Consider the following 17,462-nt stretch of genomic DNA (forward strand, 5'->3'; position numbering starts at 1 on the left):
CTATTCTCTTGAATGATACTCTTATATTCGAAAGCTCTAACAGCCTTAGAGTTACTCTTTAATGAATATGCAAATACCTGTAGTTTTCAATTGTCGTTATCCACTTATGGCAGCATTGCTAAATAAGGGGATGGATTTTTACGTTGTCCATCTTTGACTACTTCATAGTGTAGATGTGGGCCGGTACAACGACCAGTACAGCCTACATTGGCAATTTGCTCGCCTGCTTCCACACGATCGCCAACACGGGCAATCAAACGGGATGCATGTGCATAACGGGTCAAATAACCATTGCCGTGATTAATTTCCACGTATTGGCCATAACCGGTACCCCAACCTGACTTAGTCACTACACCCGGGCCAGTCGCATAAATAGGCGTACCACTTGGAGCAGACAAATCTAAACCTGAATGATGTTCAGCTCGCCCCGCCATGCTACGGCCACCAAAGTCTGAGCTCACACGTTTCATGGCTGGAAGAGGATGAGATACTAGCCAGGAGTAAGCATTGGCAGAATAAGTTTGTGAATTCTTTGAACCATATTTTTTAGCCAATGATTCATTGTTTAATTCAATTGTTTTTTCACGCAATTGAACATTCATTCTGGTATCAGCAGGAAGATCAATGTCATTTGATTCTGCATAAGACCCTTGAGCCAAAGTACGGGTCAATTGTTCAATGCGATCTACCGATGCATTGTTGGAGCTAGGATTTAATTCGACTAAATCTGCAAAAGCTACAGATGCGGCAGAAGCTGCCAATGAAAACGCTAATAAAATACGTCGCGTATGCATAAAAACCTCTTTTAACTGTTCTTAGTCAATGTCCTTGCGTGATCTCTTCCTTGATATCCACTAAAAGAAGTGCGTAAGATTAAGACACAAATATGTAGGAACAATGTATGTCGGAACCAGTGAACGTCTTTCAACAAACAAGAAAACACTTAAAAACAGGAAACTTTACGTTTCTCTCTACACAAGTTGCTGCATGGCAGAAACTTACAAAACTCATTCAACCGCTATTGCCCCAACCAGAGCAATGGCAAGTTGTTTGTTATCAACATGGCATTTTGACAATTACAGGTGCAAATCAAGCTATGATTAGTCAACTTGCATATCTTCAAAAGCAATATATCGCCCAATTGTTACAATTACCTGAATTTAAAGACTTACAAAAACTGCAAGTACGTTTAAGAATTCAGACGCAAGCCCCTCTAAAACCCCAATCTCTGTCCCGATCCCTTAGTCCAGATACTCAAGACTTACTTCGTGGTGCTGCCGACTTTGTAAGCGATCCTAAGCTTAGCCAAGCTATGCTACGTTTGGCAAGCAATAAAAAGTAACCAATACGGGCATACCTTTGAATTAATAAAAAAAATATGTGAACTGTTTAACAATTCATTTTGTTATATTATAACACTCGCATTAAAAGACAATGACTTATGTCACACTTACATAAGAAATAGGACATTGAGTAATGTCATCAAATGTTACAATTTCGTAATTACTTGGATCACTTTTAACATTGCGTAATAATTGATTATTTAAGGCATGGCCAGACTTATAGCCATCAAATTTGGCAATAATCTGGTGTCCCAAGAGATATAAATCTCCGACTGCATCCAAAATTTTATGCCGCACAAACTCGTCCGAGAAACGCAAACCTTCTTCATTGACTACACCGGTTTCATCCACTCCAATGGCATTTTCCAGACTGGCACCTAATGCCAGATTGTTGGCTTTTAAATAATCCAGATCTTTCATAAAACCAAAGGTACGTGCTCCACTGACTTCGTAGACAAAAGTTTCAGTAGAGAAATCGATGGTTGCGGACTGGTATTCTTTTTTAAATGCAGGATGATCAAAATCGATGGTGAAGTTGAGTTGAAAACCGTCATGAGGATGAAATACAGCGCGTTTATCATCAATGAGCGCTTTAACAGGTTTTAAAATCTTTATAAATTTCTTCGGCGCATTTTGTTCAGCCAGACCACCTTGCATTAGCAAGTAAATAAATGGGCCGGCACTACCATCCATAATCGGTACTTCTGAAGCAGAAACTTCAATAATAAGATTATCAATTCCCAGTCCGGCAATTGCACTCATGACATGTTCAATAGTACCGACTTTGGCATTTTCCTGAACCAGATTAGAACACATGAATGCTTCTTGAATCAGCATAGCATCTGCTGGAATATCCACCGGCGGATTTAAATCGATACGTCGAAATACAATGCCCCCATCCACATGGTGCGGCACAAAGTTAATTAAGACTTTTTGCCCACTATGAAGACCAATACCGCTCGCTTTCACGACACGCTTTAGGGTGCGCTGTTTCAACATGTTTTTCTATCATCTGCTCATCAAACCGCTATACGTTAGCATATTTAGCCATTGATAAAAAACAAAAAGGTAGCCTTAAGACTACCTTTTCTGCTGAATCTATACAGATTACCTAGCTCTATCTTTACTTACGTTGCTGATTTTTCAAGTAATCTTGAATACTCATTGGGGTTGGACGTGCTGAACCCACGGTTGGAGCAGGTGCGGCACTAGTCTCGTTGTGTTGACGTTGAATTGCCGGAACATCATCATCCTCAACTACAGCCTGAGCGACATGACTAGAAGGGCGTGTCACAGGCTGGGAAGTTGGACGTTTTACCGCATCTGCAGAATCGGCTGAATTTCGGGTTAAACCTGTTGCAATCACAGTCACGCTAATTTCATCACGTGCATCCGGATCAAATACAGTACCGTAGAACACCTGACCTTCATCCAGATCGACTATCTGATTGACTACATCGGTAATTTCTTCAATTTCACCGAAAGTCACGTCATCACCACCGGTCACGTTAATCAAGATACCTTTGGCATTCATGATCGTCACGTTATCGAGCAATGGACTGCGAATTGCTTGTTCAGCCGCCTGACGCGCACGGGTTTCACCACGACCCGAACCCACACCCATCATGGCATAACCACGCGTACTCATGGCAGTTTTCAAATCGGCGAAGTCAAGGTTGATGTGACCTGGGCGAACCACAAGGTCGAAGATACTGCGCACTGCATTCAGCAATACATCATCTGCTTTTTTGTACGCATCTTTCATTGAAATGTCGCGGAACACTTTAAGCAAACGCTGGTTAGGAATAATAATCAGTGAATCGACATGCGCTTCTAAAGCTTCTATGCCTTTTTCAGCAGACTGTTGGCGACGTTTCCCTTCAAAGTTGAAAGGTGTAGTCACCACACCAACGGTCAAAATACCCATTTCTTTCGCAATTTCAGCGACCACTGGCGCAGCACCGGTACCTGTACCACCACCCATACCCGCAGTGACGAATACCATATCGGTACCTTCCAGATGCTGGCGAATGATTTCACGGCTTTCTTCAGCAGCAGTTTGACCTACCTGAGGATTTGCACCTGCACCCAAACCACGTGTGCTTTGCTCACCCAGCTGGATTTTGAATTGGGCATTCATACGGTCTAAAGCTTGTTTGTCGGTATTGGCACAAACAAATTTTACCCCTTGAATGTCGGATTCAAGCATATGTTGTACAGCATTACCACCAGCACCACCAACACCAAATACAGTGAAACGGGCTTGACCGTTGCTATCGTTTTGATCATCTTCTAAAAATTCAAATGAGGCCATGACCTTTGGATTTCCTAATTCGTAATTGGCAGTCACTTAAGCCCGTATACTGCCTTGATCTTAATAAAAATTGTGTTTTAGGATGCTGTCCAACTACATGCTTGTCAAGTACAAGCCGTTAGACGTACAACTTCCTAACAATATTCCCAATAAATTTCACTTAAAATATCGATTTTAACTGATTGTTTAACGCCGACCATGCCCGACCTACCCGCTTAAAGACAGTCAGTTTTTCAGGGTCTGTCGCTTCTACAATGGTATCTTGCGTATCACTTTGGCTAAACATCAACAAACCGGCAGCAGTCGTATATTGTGAACGACGTAAAGCAGCCTGATTCTGTTCGTCAGCATGCACTTGTACCGGCGGATTACCTAAATGCGCTGAAACACCCAACATATGACGTGCCAAATTTACCATGCCTTCAATTTGACTGGCATCACCAGTCAGTACCACACCATGATACAAACCATGAATGGCCCCATTACGCTGTAACTCCTGATGAACCTGAGTCAGAATTTCTTCATAACGCGCAATAATGATTTCCGCCAGTTCAATGCGGCTGATGGTTTGTGGTCCATCAATGCCCTGAAATTGAATCATATGGTCAGGTTTGACCACTTTCAGGTCAACACAGCCATATAACAACTTCAGGCGTTCAGCTTCTTCGGTCGTGGTTTGCAATACCGCAGCAATATCACGAGTGACATGTTCACCACCACGTTGCAAAGTATGCGTCAATGCCAGACGACCATCCAGATACACGGCAATATTGGTGGTACCGGCACCGATATCGACCAAGCATACACCATATTCTTTTTCATCTTTCAGCAAACTGGCTTCAGCAGTCGCCAAACAGGAGACCACCATTTTCTCGACGCCAATATTGGCCCCTTTCAATGCACGATCCAGGTTCTGCATGGTGCTGATTGGCAACATCATCAGCTGATAATGCCCCATCATGCTATGTGCAGACATGCGAATCGGATTTTGCACCCACTCAGCAGAATCGTCCAATTCAAAACCCAAAGGTACCGCACTGACCAGATAATGATCTGAAGTCAGATGGCTGGCTTTGGCCAACTCGAGCGCACGAACCACTTCGCTTGTTGTAATTGTATGGTCACTATTTTCAATAGGTGTACGACCTGATGCATAAAAGCTTTTTAATTCTGCACTTGGAATGGAAATCCAAGCGGAATGCACCCGGCATTCAGCCATATCTTCTGCTTCTTGTACGGCATTTTTAATTGCAGTGATGACCTTGTCGAGACTAACAATTTTCCCTTTATTCATGCCTCGGTTACGAGCGGTTGCCATCCCAATCACTTGGATATTGTCTGGCGCATGTACCTTACCAATCAAAACTGAAACTTTGTGTGTCCCAATGTCAATCGCAACAACCGAGGGAACAGCTTCATTCATTATCTACTACTACCATTACGTGTTTAGTTAATTTATGGCCTTAAGCCTCTATTTTATATAAAGCCGCTCAATTATGGCTTTACCATTCTCGCATCTGCAATGCTTGTGTCATCAATCGTTACAACAAAATGACCATTTACAATATTCGGGGGTGCTGAATTCTTCCATTGTATGGCCAATCCATTTCGATAACGCAAGTCCACTGACGAAATTTTAGCCCAAACTGGTTTTAAATCACTTTGTGCCAGATGACTCAAGCGTTGAAGTTTACCCATGGTCTGATCCTGATCCACAATAATGCGTAAACCTGAATCAAACTGCATGAACCAGGTCATACGTTCTGTTAAATATAATTCTTTTAAACGAACATTGACCGGCAGGAATAACTGATTAATTTCATTGTAGCGACGCATCATCATTTTTGACTGAGAAGCAGGGCCATGCAGCAAAGGTAATTTCTGGTTATTTTGCGGAACCACTTCTGCAAAAATATCACCACTATCACTCAATAATCGCCCGGTTCCCCAACGGGCAATGGCATGACGAGGCATCACTCGCACACGAATTGAATTTGGCCATGCGCGTGAGACCACCACACGATCAACCCAAGACAACTCTAAAGCCTGATCCCGGATTTGTTCCAGATCAGAAGTAAAATAATTTTCCGTTACTTTGGGTGCCACATGGGTCGTGACCTGGCGATTTTCAGCCTCTGAACGGGTACCCACCACATTCAGTTCTGCCACCCGCGCATCAGTCATGACGCCATACAGACCATATATCCCCACAGCCAATACTACAAGTGCAACCAGCATCAATAACCAGCCACCCAGATTCGTAAGCTTTTCCTTACGTGTAGGTGGCTTATCATGAATTGAAGTAATTGCTGCTCGTTTACGACGCATTGAAGCAGGGAGTTGAGCCATAGTTTAGTGAGCCGCAGCCGTTAAAGTTTGTTCTAAAATAGCCACACACAATTCATCAAAACTATAACCAACAGCTTTGGCAGCCTTTGGTACGAGTGAATGACTGGTCATGCCCGGAACAGTATTCACTTCCAATAACCAGAAGTTGCCCTGTTCATCCTGCATGGCATCAATACGCCCCCAACCACTTGCACCTACGGCCTGAAAAGCACGTAAACACAAAGCTTGCAGACGCTTTTCCTCATCTTCGCTTAAACCGCATGGAATGCCGTACTGCACGTCATTACGGTTATATTTGGCTTCATAATCATAGAATGCCACATCTTTTGGTGGTTCCAAGCGAATGATTGGCAAAGCCTGACCATTTAAAATCACAATGGTGAACTCACGGCCAGTGATCCATTTTTCCGCCATCACCACTGCATCATGTTCAGTCGCCTTGGCAATCGCATCAGCAAAGTCCTCTTTACGTTCAACTTTGCTCATGCCAATACTTGAACCTTCATGTACCGGCTTGATAATGAATGGCAAACCGATACTGTCCACAATGGCATCCAGATCAGAATCTTTGGTCACAATGCGATATGGCGCAGTTGGCAGTTCTGAACCTTGCCATACCTGCTTGGTTTTCACCTTGTCCATACCGATAGCAGAACCTTGTACACCGGTACCGGTATAAGGCAGGTTCAACCACTCCAGCGTACCCTGAATTTGACCGTCTTCCCCACCACGACCATGCAGCACAATAAAGGCACGGTCATAGTTGACCAGTTCAGTCACACTACGTTCTTGAGGATCAAAAGCTTCGGCATTCACCCCCGAGCGTACCAATGCTTCAAGCACCGCCTTACCACTATCTAGAGAAACCTCGCGCTCAGCCGATTTACCACCAAGCAACACGGCAACTTTGCCGAATTTTGAAGCATTTGCCACGTTTATATCCTTAAACTTTATAACTGAACGATCACATTCAAAATCACACAAGGTGATTATTTTAAATACAAATTATTTTGTGCAAGATCAACCGAGATCGCACCCACATTACCTGCGCCTTGGGTTAATAACAAGTCATTCGCCTGTAACACTTTTTGCATCGCGTTGGGTAAATTGCCATCTACAGGATCAATCAAAATCGGTTCAACATCACCGCGTAAACGAATGCTGCGTGCCAGACTACGGCTATCCGCACCCACAATCGGTTTCTCACCCGCAGGATACACTTCTAGCAATAACAATTGGTCAACTTGTGACAATACATCGACGAAGTCATCAAAGCAGTCGCGGGTACGGCTAAAGCGGTGCGGCTGGAAGATCATCACCAAACGACGGTCTGGATGACTTTGACGCGCAGCTTTAATGGTGGCTTCCACTTCTTTAGGATGGTGACCATAGTCATCCACCAGTTTCACATTACCGCCTTCCAGCTCAAATTCCCCCTGAACCTGGAAGCGACGACCTACCCCACTAAAGCCTTCTAATGCACGGCAGATCGCGCCATCAGAAACGCCTTCATCGGTTGCGATACCAATTGCCGCCAAGGCATTCAGTACATTATGCAGACCCGGCTGATTGACAGTCACACGAAGCGGTTCACGACCTTTACGCAATACGGTAAAGTGAGTACGCATACCGTCCTGATCGACATCAACCGCACGAATGTCATTATCTTCATTAAAGCCGTAAGTTAAAAGTGGACGGCCAATACGTGGCATAATTTCACGAATGTTGGCATCATCACCACACACCACCGCCAAGCCGTAGAATGGAAGTTTCTGCAAGAACTGTACAAAAGTATCTTTTAAAACATCAAAACTACCACCATAAGTGTCCATATGATCGGCATCAATATTGGTCACGATGGTTGCCATAGGCTGCAAGTGCAAGAATGAAGCATCGGATTCATCTGCTTCGGCCACGATATAACGACTGGCACCCAGCGCAGCATTCACCCCGGTACGGTTCAGCAAACCACCAATCACATAGGTTGGATCGAGGTTTTCTTCTGCCAACATACAGGTGACTAAACTGGTGGTTGTGGTTTTACCATGGGTACCGGCAACAGCAATACCATGACGATAGCGCATCAGTTCACCCAGCATTTCTGCACGACGTACTACTGGAATACGGCTTTCAATAGCCGCTTTAATTTCTGGATTTTCAGGATCAATTGCGGTTGAAACGACAAGCACATTGGCATCTTTAATATTGTCAGCAGCATGGCCGATGTACACTTTAATGCCATTTTCTTCCAGTTGTGCCGTGGTTTTAGACGCTTTGATATCAGAACCAGAAACTTTATAGCCCTGGTTTTTTAATACTTCCGCGATGCCACACATCCCTGCACCACCGATCCCGACAAAATGAATGTGTTTGATACGGCGCATTTCAGGCACTTTAATTAACTTTTTTGCTTGGTCAGCAGGAGTAGATGGGGACATATATTACTCTAATTTACAATTCTTGAATTAAACGAACCACGTGTTGGGTTGCATCTGGTTGAGCCTGTTGACGGGCCTTCACTGCCATTTCAGACAATAATTGACGATTCATCAACGGTGCTAAAAGTTCTTTTAAACTGTCGGGGGTTAAAGTGGCTTGCGGACAAATTTTAGCGGCACCACTATTAGCCAAGAATTTGGCATTGGCAGTTTGGTGATCATCCACGGCACTTGGGAGTGGAACAAAAACGGCAGCCACACCCGCAGTAGCAATTTCAGTCACAGTAAGCGCCCCAGCACGACAGATAATTAAATCTGCATTGGAATAGGCTTGAGCCATATCTTCAATAAATGGCTGTACCTCAACATTTAACGATGCCGGTTTATCAACATAGCGTGCCTGAGTGGCATCGGCATGGTTTTGACCACATTGATGATAAACATTCAACGGCACATTGAGCTGTTTTAATGCTTCAGGCACACGCTCATTCAGCGCTTGTGCACCCAAGGAACCACCAACAATTAAAATACGCAGCGGTAACCCTGCTTTTTCCCGCTCCTGGTAACGCCAGGACGGACTTAAAATTTCAGTAATTTCTTTACGTACCGGATTGCCTGTAGTGACTATTTTGGCACTTGCCGGAAAAGTATTGGGAAAAGCCTGACACACTGTTTTTGCAATACGCGATAACTGGATATTGGTAAAACCGGCAATGGCATTTTGCTCGTGAATAATCACGGGAATACCCAAGGCACGCGCTGCCAGTCCACCCGGGCCTGCAACATAACCGCCAAAACCGGCAACAGCATCGACTTTTAGCTGTTTCATATAGCGCATGGCACTTAAAGTGGCTTTTAAAATTTTAAAAGGTGCCAATAACTTACGTACTGCACCATTGCCGCGTACACCTTGAATATCAATCTGGTAAATTGGAATATTGTGATTTTTTAATAAGCGGTTTTCCATGCCGGTTGGTGTTGCCAGCCAAGACACTTGAATCCCTTGCTGCTGTAATTCTTTGGCAACAGCAAGTGCTGGAAAAACATGCCCGCCAGTTCCGGCAGCCATCATCATCACATGTTTCGGCTTTGTTTGCGTTGCTTCGGTCACAGTCTAATTCTTCAATTCTAAAATAGGGATAACGAGATTTGATTTTAAGCCAACAATTGTAATCACAAACGCATAACCGTGAAAGGTTATTTACTTTTTTTCAACATGCGTTTCATTGTTTTTTTCTTCAGATTTTAAAGTTTAAACTAGTTTTATTATTAATCGAGCAAAAATATACATTTTTATGCGTTGTTCACCGCATTTTGTGCGCTATTTTTTTACCCGGTCCATCAATTCGCGCCAATATCTCCCGACCCAAATAAAAAATCGGATAAATAAATAAGACAAATAAAAAGAGCCCCTTCTTAGGAGCTCTGATGGATCAAAATAATGCTTAAGCTTTTATACCTGCTTCCAGAACGGCAAATAAATCGTCGGCAATTGAAGTTCCAAACTGGTTATCAATTTCACGAATACAGGTTGGACTGGTAACATTAATTTCCGTCACGTAATTGCCAATCACATCCAGACCGACAAAAACCAGACCTTTTTCTCTCAGATAAGGCCCTACTTTTGCTGCAATGGCTTTGTCATTTTCAGAAAGTGGACGCGCTTGTCCCAAGCCACCTGCTGCCAGATTGCCGCGCACTTCACCATTTTGTGGAATACGGGCCAAGCAGTAAGGTACTGGTTCACCATTTACCATCAGGATGCGTTTATCCCCTTCTACAATTTCAGGAATATAACGCTGTGCCATAATCGGTCGGGTACCGTTATTGGTCAGCATTTCAATGGTAGATCCAATATTTATGCCATCTTGATACAAACGAAAAATGCCTGTACCCCCCATGCCATCCAGTGGTTTTACAATCACATCCACCTGTTCTTTCAGAAACTCGCGAATCAAACTTTCATTTGAGGTCACTAAAGTTGGAACCTGAAGTTCAGGAAACTGAGTGGCGAAGAGTTTTTCGTTGCAGTCGCGCAGGCTTTGCGGCTTGTTGATAATCCACGCCCCTTCACGTTCGGCCTGTTCCAGAATATAAGTGGTATACACAAAGTTCATATCGAACGGTGGGTCTTTACGCATCAGTACCACGTCATAAGCCGCGATGGACTCTTTTTTCTTTTCGCCCAATTCATAATAATGATTATAGTCTTCAAACACTTTCAGTGGTGAAATTAAGCCAAAGGCTTTACCTTGTTCGATATACAAGTCTTGCTGCAATGCATAACCCAGTTCATGCCCACGGCGTGATGCTGCCCAGAGCATGGCCATAGAGGAATCTTTTTTCAGGTTTACATTTTCGATGGGATCCATCACAACAAGTACGCGCATATCGATCTGCTCAGGTATTTTTAACTTGAGAAAAGTATAACGGAGATTGACGCAGATGTTTTCTGAATTTTCGAGATGCTTATCGTCAAGCCATAAAAGTGTTTATGAATTAGAAATCAATTAAACCAAGATAAAATTTATTTTAATTTTCATTAAATTACAGTATTTTATGTTCAATAAAAAAACAAATTGAACTTTAATATGAATAAAACAAAACATTCTTTTCAGTCGGGAGTTATTGTTGGGGTAATCGGCAGTTTATCTGTCGTGGGCTTGAGCTATGCCGGACAATATTTTTATCAGGCACATCAGAAACAACAAGTGATCAAACATATTGAAGCTCAAAAGCAACAGTTTGTCGCGCAATTGAATCAGCAATATTTAAATCAAAGCAAGGATAGCGCACAGCAACTGATGATTCTGCTACGCCAGTCTTCGCAAATCCAAAAAGAGATTGTGGCCAATTTAAAAGTGGATGGCGGCGTAAATTTACATTTTGACCGTATGTTATTGACTGCCGAGATTCAGCCTCACAAGAAGATCCCGGCCGAGTTAGCACGGCATAAATTTTTCTACCAACCTCAATTTCAGAATGGACAGCCAATCACCGCATGGCAATGCTTTTCAACTTTGGATGATGATCTTCGTCCTAAAGACTGTTTATATCGGCAGGAAGCACCTGAAAATACCGAATTATTGCGTCAGGCACTGATGGCTGCTGTTTCTGAAACACGCCGTCAGTATGATCACCGCTCAACCCATACTCCACCAGTTGAAACCGAATGCGGTAAATTCAAAGCCAAATTACCGCAAGACTTTGATGTTTTTGCTACAGGCGCCTATTCAGGGCGTGACTCACGCTATCAAATTGATGACAGTGGTCACCAAGCCAATGAAATGGATATTTATGTACAGCATAATCGCCCTACTGTACTGATATTGGGTGCTTATGAACCCACCATCTGGAATCTAAAATGGGAAGCCAACACCCATATTGTCGGTGTTATTGCAACTGGCTACCATGCCCAACGTGTATTGGGTTTGCCCAATTCGGTGCCTGTTCTGGAAACTACAGCACATAATTCGCAATGCGGCTACAGTTATGTTTCGAATGAAAATGCAGCAACTTTAAATCAGCTGTCGCAAAAAATTCTTCAGAAAGATATTAAAACTGTGGTCGTGGCACAGAATGGACGTGCCAACATTGGCAATATTGGTTTAATCAGTGCCCTAAAATCATCTAATGATAAGACCATTAATGACATTATTGATAAAAGCGCGCCACTGGCAGGTCAGGCAGGCATTGATGATGCCGTTGCAAAAGGGCTACTGCGTCAGGCAACACGGGCAGATATTCAGGCATGGAAAGCAGCTTATAACAAAGCCAATAACATCCATACCCCACCTGTTGTGGGTGGTACGGAGTCATCAGGAACAGGGATGGAATATGTACATTTTGACAGTGCCTATGTGGTACTTAAAGAAATGACCATTCCTGCTGGACTTTATGGAGCACATTCAGTGACCCTCTTTGTACCTAAAGATGTACCACGCCCTAAAGGTAATCCGGGACATTCGACCATTTATGATATGGGGTCTGGTGGTTGTTCAGGTGCTAGCCCTGACTGCAGGCGTAATTAATTCTGCTCTTTTTGGGGAGGCTTAATCTCCCCTTTTCACTTGCCTAAATAGTTTGAACGCTTTAATTTTAAAGTATTCACTTTTATGGAAATACGCATGCAACAAGCCATTATTGGATTTCATCTCGATGAAGAAAACCATTGGGTCGCAGACCTTGCTTGCAGTCATGGCCAGCATGTACGTCATGACCCACCGTGGCAAAACCGTCCTTGGGTGATGACTGAGAAAGGACGGAAAGAAAAGTTAGGTGTGATGTTGGAATGTAGGAAGTGTGAGGAATAAAATCTAGGTCAAACTACTGTCTCCTAAGTATCTCCTAAGTGTCTCCTAAGTGTCTCCAACTTATCAATTTTTCTAGCTTAATTTTGTTTCATCCGAAAACAATTTAGAGGGAAAATTGAAATGCTGAATACACCTAAAGAGCTTGTTGTTAATTGGCACATTACTGAAGCTTGTAACTACAAATGTGATTACTGTTTTGCAAAATGGAATGACAATAGCAAAGAAATTTTGCACTCTCAATTTAAAGTGGAGGCATTACTTAAGCAGATTGAAAATATTAGACATTTATTAAATAAAAAATCCAATACGGTTTACTTTGACAAATTGCGCATAAATTTAGTCGGTGGTGAAACTTTTTTATATAGAAGGCAATTAAAAAATATCGTCAATCTGTCAAAAGAATATGATTTTAAACTTTCTGCTATTACAAATGGCAGCCTCTTTAACGTAGAAAATATCGAGCTAATTGCCAAAAATTTTTCATCTATAGGTATCAGTGTTGACTCGCTAAATGAGCAAACTAATTTAGCGATCGGACGTACATCTAAAAAAGGTGTGTTTAATCCATCTGAGGTCTTAACAGCTATTAATTACATCAAAGAACACAACCCAAATATAGAAATCAAAATCAATACCGTTGTGAATAAACTCAATATTTCAGAAGACTTGAGTAATTTCATTGCTCAAGCTCAACCTAAGAAATGGAAAATCTTTAAACTTTTACCAGTTTACTCAAATAAATTAGAAATTCTTAATCAGGAATTTTCTCAATTTTTAGGAAGGCATTCAAATTTTGAATCAATCATAAGTGCGGAAGATAATAATGATATGACTGAATCATATTTAATGATTGATCCGCTAGGGCGATTTTTTCAAAATGGTCCAGCTGACGGTTATAACTATAGTGCACCTTTATGGGAAACATCAGCTGAAATAGCCTTGCAACAAATTAACTTTGATTCACAAAAATTTATAAATAGATATAAAAGAATAATCTAGTTATAGGTTACAAAAGGCTCTTAAATATCTGAAGAGCTTTTTTCTCTTCGAAAGTACATGTTTCTTCCAATATTTTGCCTTCCATGAAAAAAATGTACTTTCTAAACTCATCTAAAGTCGCTTCATTCACATTTTGTTTAAGCATGCGATTTCTGCTTTTTTGGATTTTTTTATAGAAGCTTTCTCGATCTTTCGTGTCAAAATCTTCACAAAAATTTATAAGCTTTCCATTATAGTAACGTGTAAGGAGGTCATTAAATTTATCTATCAATTCTTTTTGAGTTAATTCCATGAGCAATAACCATCCAATAGAGGTTTTATTTCTTTTGAATTTTTTACATAGTATTCATATTTATACTGTGTAATCTGCTTAATAATACACTCACAACGATTCTCTATTTTTTTTGAAGACCATGCTGTCTTTTGGGCATATTGTGATTTACATACTTTCTCATAAGTCTGTATTTTTTTATTAGTCCAATTATTTTCATCTGGGTAGTTTTGATAACCTATAAAAGCAATAGGTGTCCCAATAAGTAAAGCCCAAATCCAATTTTTATATTTAGCCTGTTTTTCTGTGCCATAAAACATCAAATGAGACTTACATTGCCCGCATTGATAATGCCCAGTTTTGTGAGTATCGATCATCAATCGATTATCTCTTCCACATTTACTACAACGTATATATGCGTATTTTTCTAAATCAGACATATTAAAATAAAAAAAGGGCGAAATTCGCCCAATTTTATATAAAAAATAGTATCTTAGATACCATATTTAACACGGTAAGCTTCCATTTTTTCCAACGCCTCTTTTTCGCCTTTCGCATCAAGGAAATCCATTAAATCTTTCATGGTAATTAAAGCATGAACTGGAATTTCAAGTTCTTTTTGCACTTCCTGAATGGCAGACAATTCGCCTTGACCTTTTTCCTGACGGTCTAAAGCTACCAATACACCAGCAATTTGCGCACCAGCATTTTTAAGAATGGTCACCACTTCACGGATGGCAGTACCTGCAGTAATCACGTCATCAATGATCCAGACTTTTTTACCTTCGACTGAAGCACCAACCAGTACACCGCCTTCACCATGATCTTTGGCTTCTTTACGGTTAAAGCCCCAAGGCACACTCACACCATGATTTTGTGACAATGCCACAGCAGTCGCGGCTACAAACGGAATACCTTTATACGCAGGGCCAAAAATCACTTCTACGTTGTCACATGCAGTTAATTTGTCCGCATAGCCTGAAGCCAATAGTGTTAGCGCTTCGCCATCATTGAGTAAACCCGCATTAAAAAAATAAGGACTCACACGACCTGATTTTAAAGTAAACTCACCAAATTTAAGCACACCACGTGATAATGCAAGTTCGATAAAAGCTTGAGGGTTAAATTGAGCTGGCGAGGTCATGAGGTGCTCCAAAATTCATAAATAGAGGTAAGACTTGCGCATGATACCAAAGAGTAGCTATCCAAGTGATCAAAAAATTCTAAGAGTCGTTTCAATTAACGTAAATGGCTTGCGTTCATCAGTGACCAAAGGCTTGCTTGAATGGCTGGAACAGTCAGATGCCGATGTTATTTGTATGCAGGAAAGTCGGATCACCCATGCGCAGTGGACTGAAAAATTTAGACCTGAAGGTTGGTACACTCACCTTTTCCCTGCGGAACGTGCCGGCTATGCAGGTACAGCCATTTATAGCCGCTTGCCCTTTGTCTCAGTGACTGATGGTTTAGGTTTTGAATTAGCCGATTCTCAAGGGCGCTTTATTTCTGCTGAATTTGACTTGGGCTTGGAAAAACCTGTTCATATCTGTTCACTTTATTTACCTTCAGGCTCATCAGGCGAAGAAGCCCAAGCGCGTAAAGACCATTTTTTAGATCAATATCAAGACATTTTAAAACAATGGCGTGATGAAGATAAATCGGTCATCGTCTGCGGTGACTACAACATCGTGCATAAACGCATTGATATTAAAAACTGGTCGGGCAACCAGAAATCTTCAGGCTGCCTACCGCATGAACGTGCATGGTTAGATCATATTTATGATGATCTGGGTTATGTTGATACTTTCCGTGAAGTACGTAAGGAAGCCGAACTTTATTCATGGTGGTCCAACCGCGGCCAGGCGCGTGCCAAAAACGTCGGTTGGCGCATTGATTATCAGGCCTGCTCACCGGACTGGAAAGCCCGTACCATCAATGCCTGGGTCTATAAAGAGACCTGGTTTAGCGACCATGCACCCGTAGTGATTGATTATAAAATATAGCCCATAATGCCGTATTGAGTGAACAATCGTTCACTCAATACAAGCACATAGATTACAAGAGATGTCGAATTTGTTGCTTTTTATATACATCTTTTAAGTGCATTATAGCTTCACGGCAAAGGGATAAGTCAGGATGACTGAAAAAGGATAGGACGCCGTAGGATGAAACAGAATAAAGCACTTCGGTAGCTTATTTTGCAAGGATGTGACAATGGACGTTGAAATGAGACCCGCATGATCAGGATGATTAAATGCGGGTTTTCTCTATTTTGAGTTAGCTATTTTTTATAATCCCAAGAACAACCAAAAATCACTTTATTATTTTCTATGCCACTATTATTGGCAAATCTCAATGTCAGTTTGATGACATCTGCATTTATTTTCTAATCCTGAATAGTTTAAATTCGCTCTAGAGCTTGTGGAGGATTTTCGCTAGGCTATTACAGAATAGAAAATGGAATAATTCACTTATGCTTAAAATTTATGGCATCAAAAACTGTAATTCAATGAAAAAAGCCTTCGACCTGCTCAATGAACTCGGGCTTGCTTATGAATTTCACGATTACAAGAAACACGGCATTGCCGCTGAAACGCTAAAAACATGGCTAGATGCCAAAGGTCAGGAAGTGATTCTCAATAAAAAAGGTACCACCTGGCGCAAACTGAGCGAAACGGAACAACACGCTGCATTAGCCAGTGAAAATAACCTCATTGAAGCGCTGACTAGCCATAACAGCTTGATCAAACGTCCAGTGCTTGAAACAGCTTCAGGTTATATCGTGGGCTTTGATGAAGACGCGTATCGAGCATTAAAATAAGCATACTGCATCGCTCAGATTAAAAAAGCCTGACAATGTCAGGCTTTTTTGTTTAATCCATTTGGCTCAGCAAACTTAGTTTGCGCGAATCCAGGTTTGGTTACGACCTAAAACTGATACGCCAATAAAGCCGCGTAATTCTAACGTTTTACCACCATTCGCTAGTTCGCCTTTTAATTTATAAGTTTTGCCTGAAGAAGGGTCAAGAATAGTACCTTCCTCATAGTTTGTGCCACCTACGTTTTTAAGACCATGAACAATCTTTAAACCTTTTAAAGATTTATTGTGATACGGACCTTCACATTTCTTACATGCTTGTTCTTCGCCCGGTGTCAAAACTTTTTGAATGCTTGCAGACAATGTGCCATTTTTTTGTTCAGTAAATTTTACGATTGCTTTTGGTTGTTTTGTTTTGTCGTCAATCGTTTTCCAAACTGTGCCATTTAAAGGATCAGCAGCATTTGCCAAAACTGTTAATCCGAGCAATCCTAATGCAAGTGCAATTTTTTTCATTTTTTTTTCATTCCCTAATCTAGTAATAGATAGCCTTAGTATTAAAAAGTCACAACAATAATGCAATTCTTGAATGTGACCATATAGTGTAACCTTGTAAC

19 protein-coding genes are annotated in these 17,462 nt (G+C 41.6%); 6 read left to right on the forward strand and 13 right to left on the reverse strand.

Annotated elements, in window-relative coordinates:
• Positions 1 to 104: 104 nt before the first annotated feature.
• Positions 105 to 794, reverse strand: coding sequence for a M23 family metallopeptidase (locus LZZ98_RS05100; RefSeq protein WP_086174695.1), 690 nt, complete (start codon positions 792 to 794; stop codon positions 105 to 107).
• A gap of 107 nt (positions 795 to 901) precedes the next feature.
• On the opposite strand from LZZ98_RS05100, the gene LZZ98_RS05105 reads away from it, so the two are divergent.
• A complete protein-coding gene (locus tag LZZ98_RS05105) occupies positions 902 to 1,342 on the forward strand; it encodes a DUF721 domain-containing protein (RefSeq protein WP_086174696.1) in 441 nt (146 codons plus the stop codon).
• Between the two features lie 97 nt (positions 1,343 to 1,439).
• Here the strand turns inward: LZZ98_RS05105 and lpxC are convergent, their stop codons facing one another.
• The 8 genes from lpxC to gshB form a co-directional block, all read right to left on the reverse strand.
• On the reverse strand, positions 1,440 to 2,342 hold the full coding sequence (lpxC, locus tag LZZ98_RS05110; protein WP_237786928.1) for a UDP-3-O-acyl-N-acetylglucosamine deacetylase: 903 nt from the start codon (positions 2,340 to 2,342) through the stop codon (positions 1,440 to 1,442).
• Positions 2,343 to 2,466: 124 nt separating this feature from the next.
• Positions 2,467 to 3,657, reverse strand: coding sequence for a cell division protein FtsZ (gene ftsZ, locus LZZ98_RS05115; protein ID WP_086174698.1), 1,191 nt, complete (start codon positions 3,655 to 3,657; stop codon positions 2,467 to 2,469).
• 160 nt (positions 3,658 to 3,817) lie between these two features.
• Positions 3,818 to 5,080 (reverse strand): cell division protein FtsA, encoded by a 1,263-nt coding sequence (gene ftsA / locus LZZ98_RS05120; protein ID WP_086199010.1) that lies wholly within the window; start codon positions 5,078 to 5,080, stop codon positions 3,818 to 3,820.
• 71 nt (positions 5,081 to 5,151) lie between these two features.
• Positions 5,152 to 6,006 carry a cell division protein FtsQ/DivIB gene (locus LZZ98_RS05125; protein ID WP_237786929.1) on the reverse strand — a complete coding sequence of 285 codons (855 nt, stop codon included), beginning with the start codon at positions 6,004 to 6,006 and terminating at the stop codon, positions 5,152 to 5,154.
• 3 nt (positions 6,007 to 6,009) lie between these two features.
• Positions 6,010 to 6,939 carry a D-alanine--D-alanine ligase gene (locus LZZ98_RS05130; protein ID WP_237786930.1) on the reverse strand — a complete coding sequence of 310 codons (930 nt, stop codon included), beginning with the start codon at positions 6,937 to 6,939 and terminating at the stop codon, positions 6,010 to 6,012.
• 56 nt (positions 6,940 to 6,995) lie between these two features.
• Entirely contained in the window at positions 6,996 to 8,444 is a 1,449-nt protein-coding gene (gene murC, locus LZZ98_RS05135; RefSeq protein WP_237786931.1) for a UDP-N-acetylmuramate--L-alanine ligase, read from the reverse strand.
• Between the two features lie 13 nt (positions 8,445 to 8,457).
• A complete protein-coding gene (gene murG / locus LZZ98_RS05140) occupies positions 8,458 to 9,555 on the reverse strand; it encodes an undecaprenyldiphospho-muramoylpentapeptide beta-N-acetylglucosaminyltransferase (protein ID WP_237786932.1) in 1,098 nt (365 codons plus the stop codon).
• A gap of 334 nt (positions 9,556 to 9,889) precedes the next feature.
• The gene (gshB, locus tag LZZ98_RS05145; protein WP_237786933.1) at positions 9,890 to 10,834 is read right to left on the reverse strand and encodes a glutathione synthase; all 945 of its coding nucleotides are present in this window, start codon (positions 10,832 to 10,834) and stop codon (positions 9,890 to 9,892) included.
• Between the two features lie 201 nt (positions 10,835 to 11,035).
• Between gshB and LZZ98_RS05150 the strand changes: the two genes are divergently transcribed.
• The 3 genes from LZZ98_RS05150 (at position 11,036) to LZZ98_RS05160 (ending at position 13,756) form a co-directional block, all read left to right on the forward strand.
• Complete coding sequence (locus LZZ98_RS05150; RefSeq protein WP_237786934.1) at positions 11,036 to 12,475, forward strand: hypothetical protein; 1,440 nt, start codon at positions 11,036 to 11,038, stop codon at positions 12,473 to 12,475.
• Between the two features lie 96 nt (positions 12,476 to 12,571).
• On the forward strand, positions 12,572 to 12,757 hold the full coding sequence (locus LZZ98_RS05155; RefSeq protein WP_237786935.1) for a DUF3565 domain-containing protein: 186 nt from the start codon (positions 12,572 to 12,574) through the stop codon (positions 12,755 to 12,757).
• A gap of 120 nt (positions 12,758 to 12,877) precedes the next feature.
• Entirely contained in the window at positions 12,878 to 13,756 is an 879-nt protein-coding gene (locus LZZ98_RS05160) for a viperin family antiviral radical SAM protein (RefSeq protein ID WP_237786936.1), read from the forward strand.
• 7 nt (positions 13,757 to 13,763) lie between these two features.
• On the opposite strand, the gene LZZ98_RS05165 is transcribed toward LZZ98_RS05160, so the two are convergent.
• The 3 genes from LZZ98_RS05165 to pyrE are packed head-to-tail and all read right to left on the reverse strand — an operon-like array spanning position 13,764 to position 15,171.
• On the reverse strand, positions 13,764 to 14,048 hold the full coding sequence (locus tag LZZ98_RS05165; protein ID WP_237786937.1) for a hypothetical protein: 285 nt from the start codon (positions 14,046 to 14,048) through the stop codon (positions 13,764 to 13,766).
• A complete protein-coding gene (locus LZZ98_RS05170; protein ID WP_237786938.1) occupies positions 14,039 to 14,467 on the reverse strand; it encodes a hypothetical protein in 429 nt (142 codons plus the stop codon). Before LZZ98_RS05170 ends, LZZ98_RS05165 begins: the two co-directional genes overlap by 10 nt.
• A 53-nt stretch (positions 14,468 to 14,520) precedes the next feature.
• Positions 14,521 to 15,171 (reverse strand): orotate phosphoribosyltransferase, encoded by a 651-nt coding sequence (gene pyrE, locus LZZ98_RS05175; protein ID WP_237786939.1) that lies wholly within the window; start codon positions 15,169 to 15,171, stop codon positions 14,521 to 14,523.
• Between the two features lie 40 nt (positions 15,172 to 15,211).
• Between pyrE and LZZ98_RS05180 the strand changes: the two genes are divergently transcribed.
• Both LZZ98_RS05180 and LZZ98_RS05185 read left to right on the forward strand, forming a co-directional pair.
• Positions 15,212 to 16,030 carry an exodeoxyribonuclease III gene (locus LZZ98_RS05180; RefSeq protein WP_237786940.1) on the forward strand — a complete coding sequence of 273 codons (819 nt, stop codon included), beginning with the start codon at positions 15,212 to 15,214 and terminating at the stop codon, positions 16,028 to 16,030.
• Between the two features lie 470 nt (positions 16,031 to 16,500).
• Positions 16,501 to 16,848 (forward strand): Spx/MgsR family RNA polymerase-binding regulatory protein, encoded by a 348-nt coding sequence (locus LZZ98_RS05185; protein ID WP_237786941.1) that lies wholly within the window; start codon positions 16,501 to 16,503, stop codon positions 16,846 to 16,848.
• 75 nt (positions 16,849 to 16,923) lie between these two features.
• Here LZZ98_RS05185 and LZZ98_RS05190 read toward each other — a convergent pair whose 3' ends face one another.
• Positions 16,924 to 17,361, reverse strand: coding sequence for a DUF2147 domain-containing protein (locus LZZ98_RS05190; RefSeq protein WP_086176384.1), 438 nt, complete (start codon positions 17,359 to 17,361; stop codon positions 16,924 to 16,926).
• Between the last annotated feature and the right edge of the window lie 101 nt (positions 17,362 to 17,462).

Origin of the sequence: Acinetobacter sp. SM34 (assembly GCF_022012365.1) — a bacterium.
In the GTDB taxonomy this organism is placed as follows: domain Bacteria; phylum Pseudomonadota; class Gammaproteobacteria; order Pseudomonadales; family Moraxellaceae; genus Acinetobacter.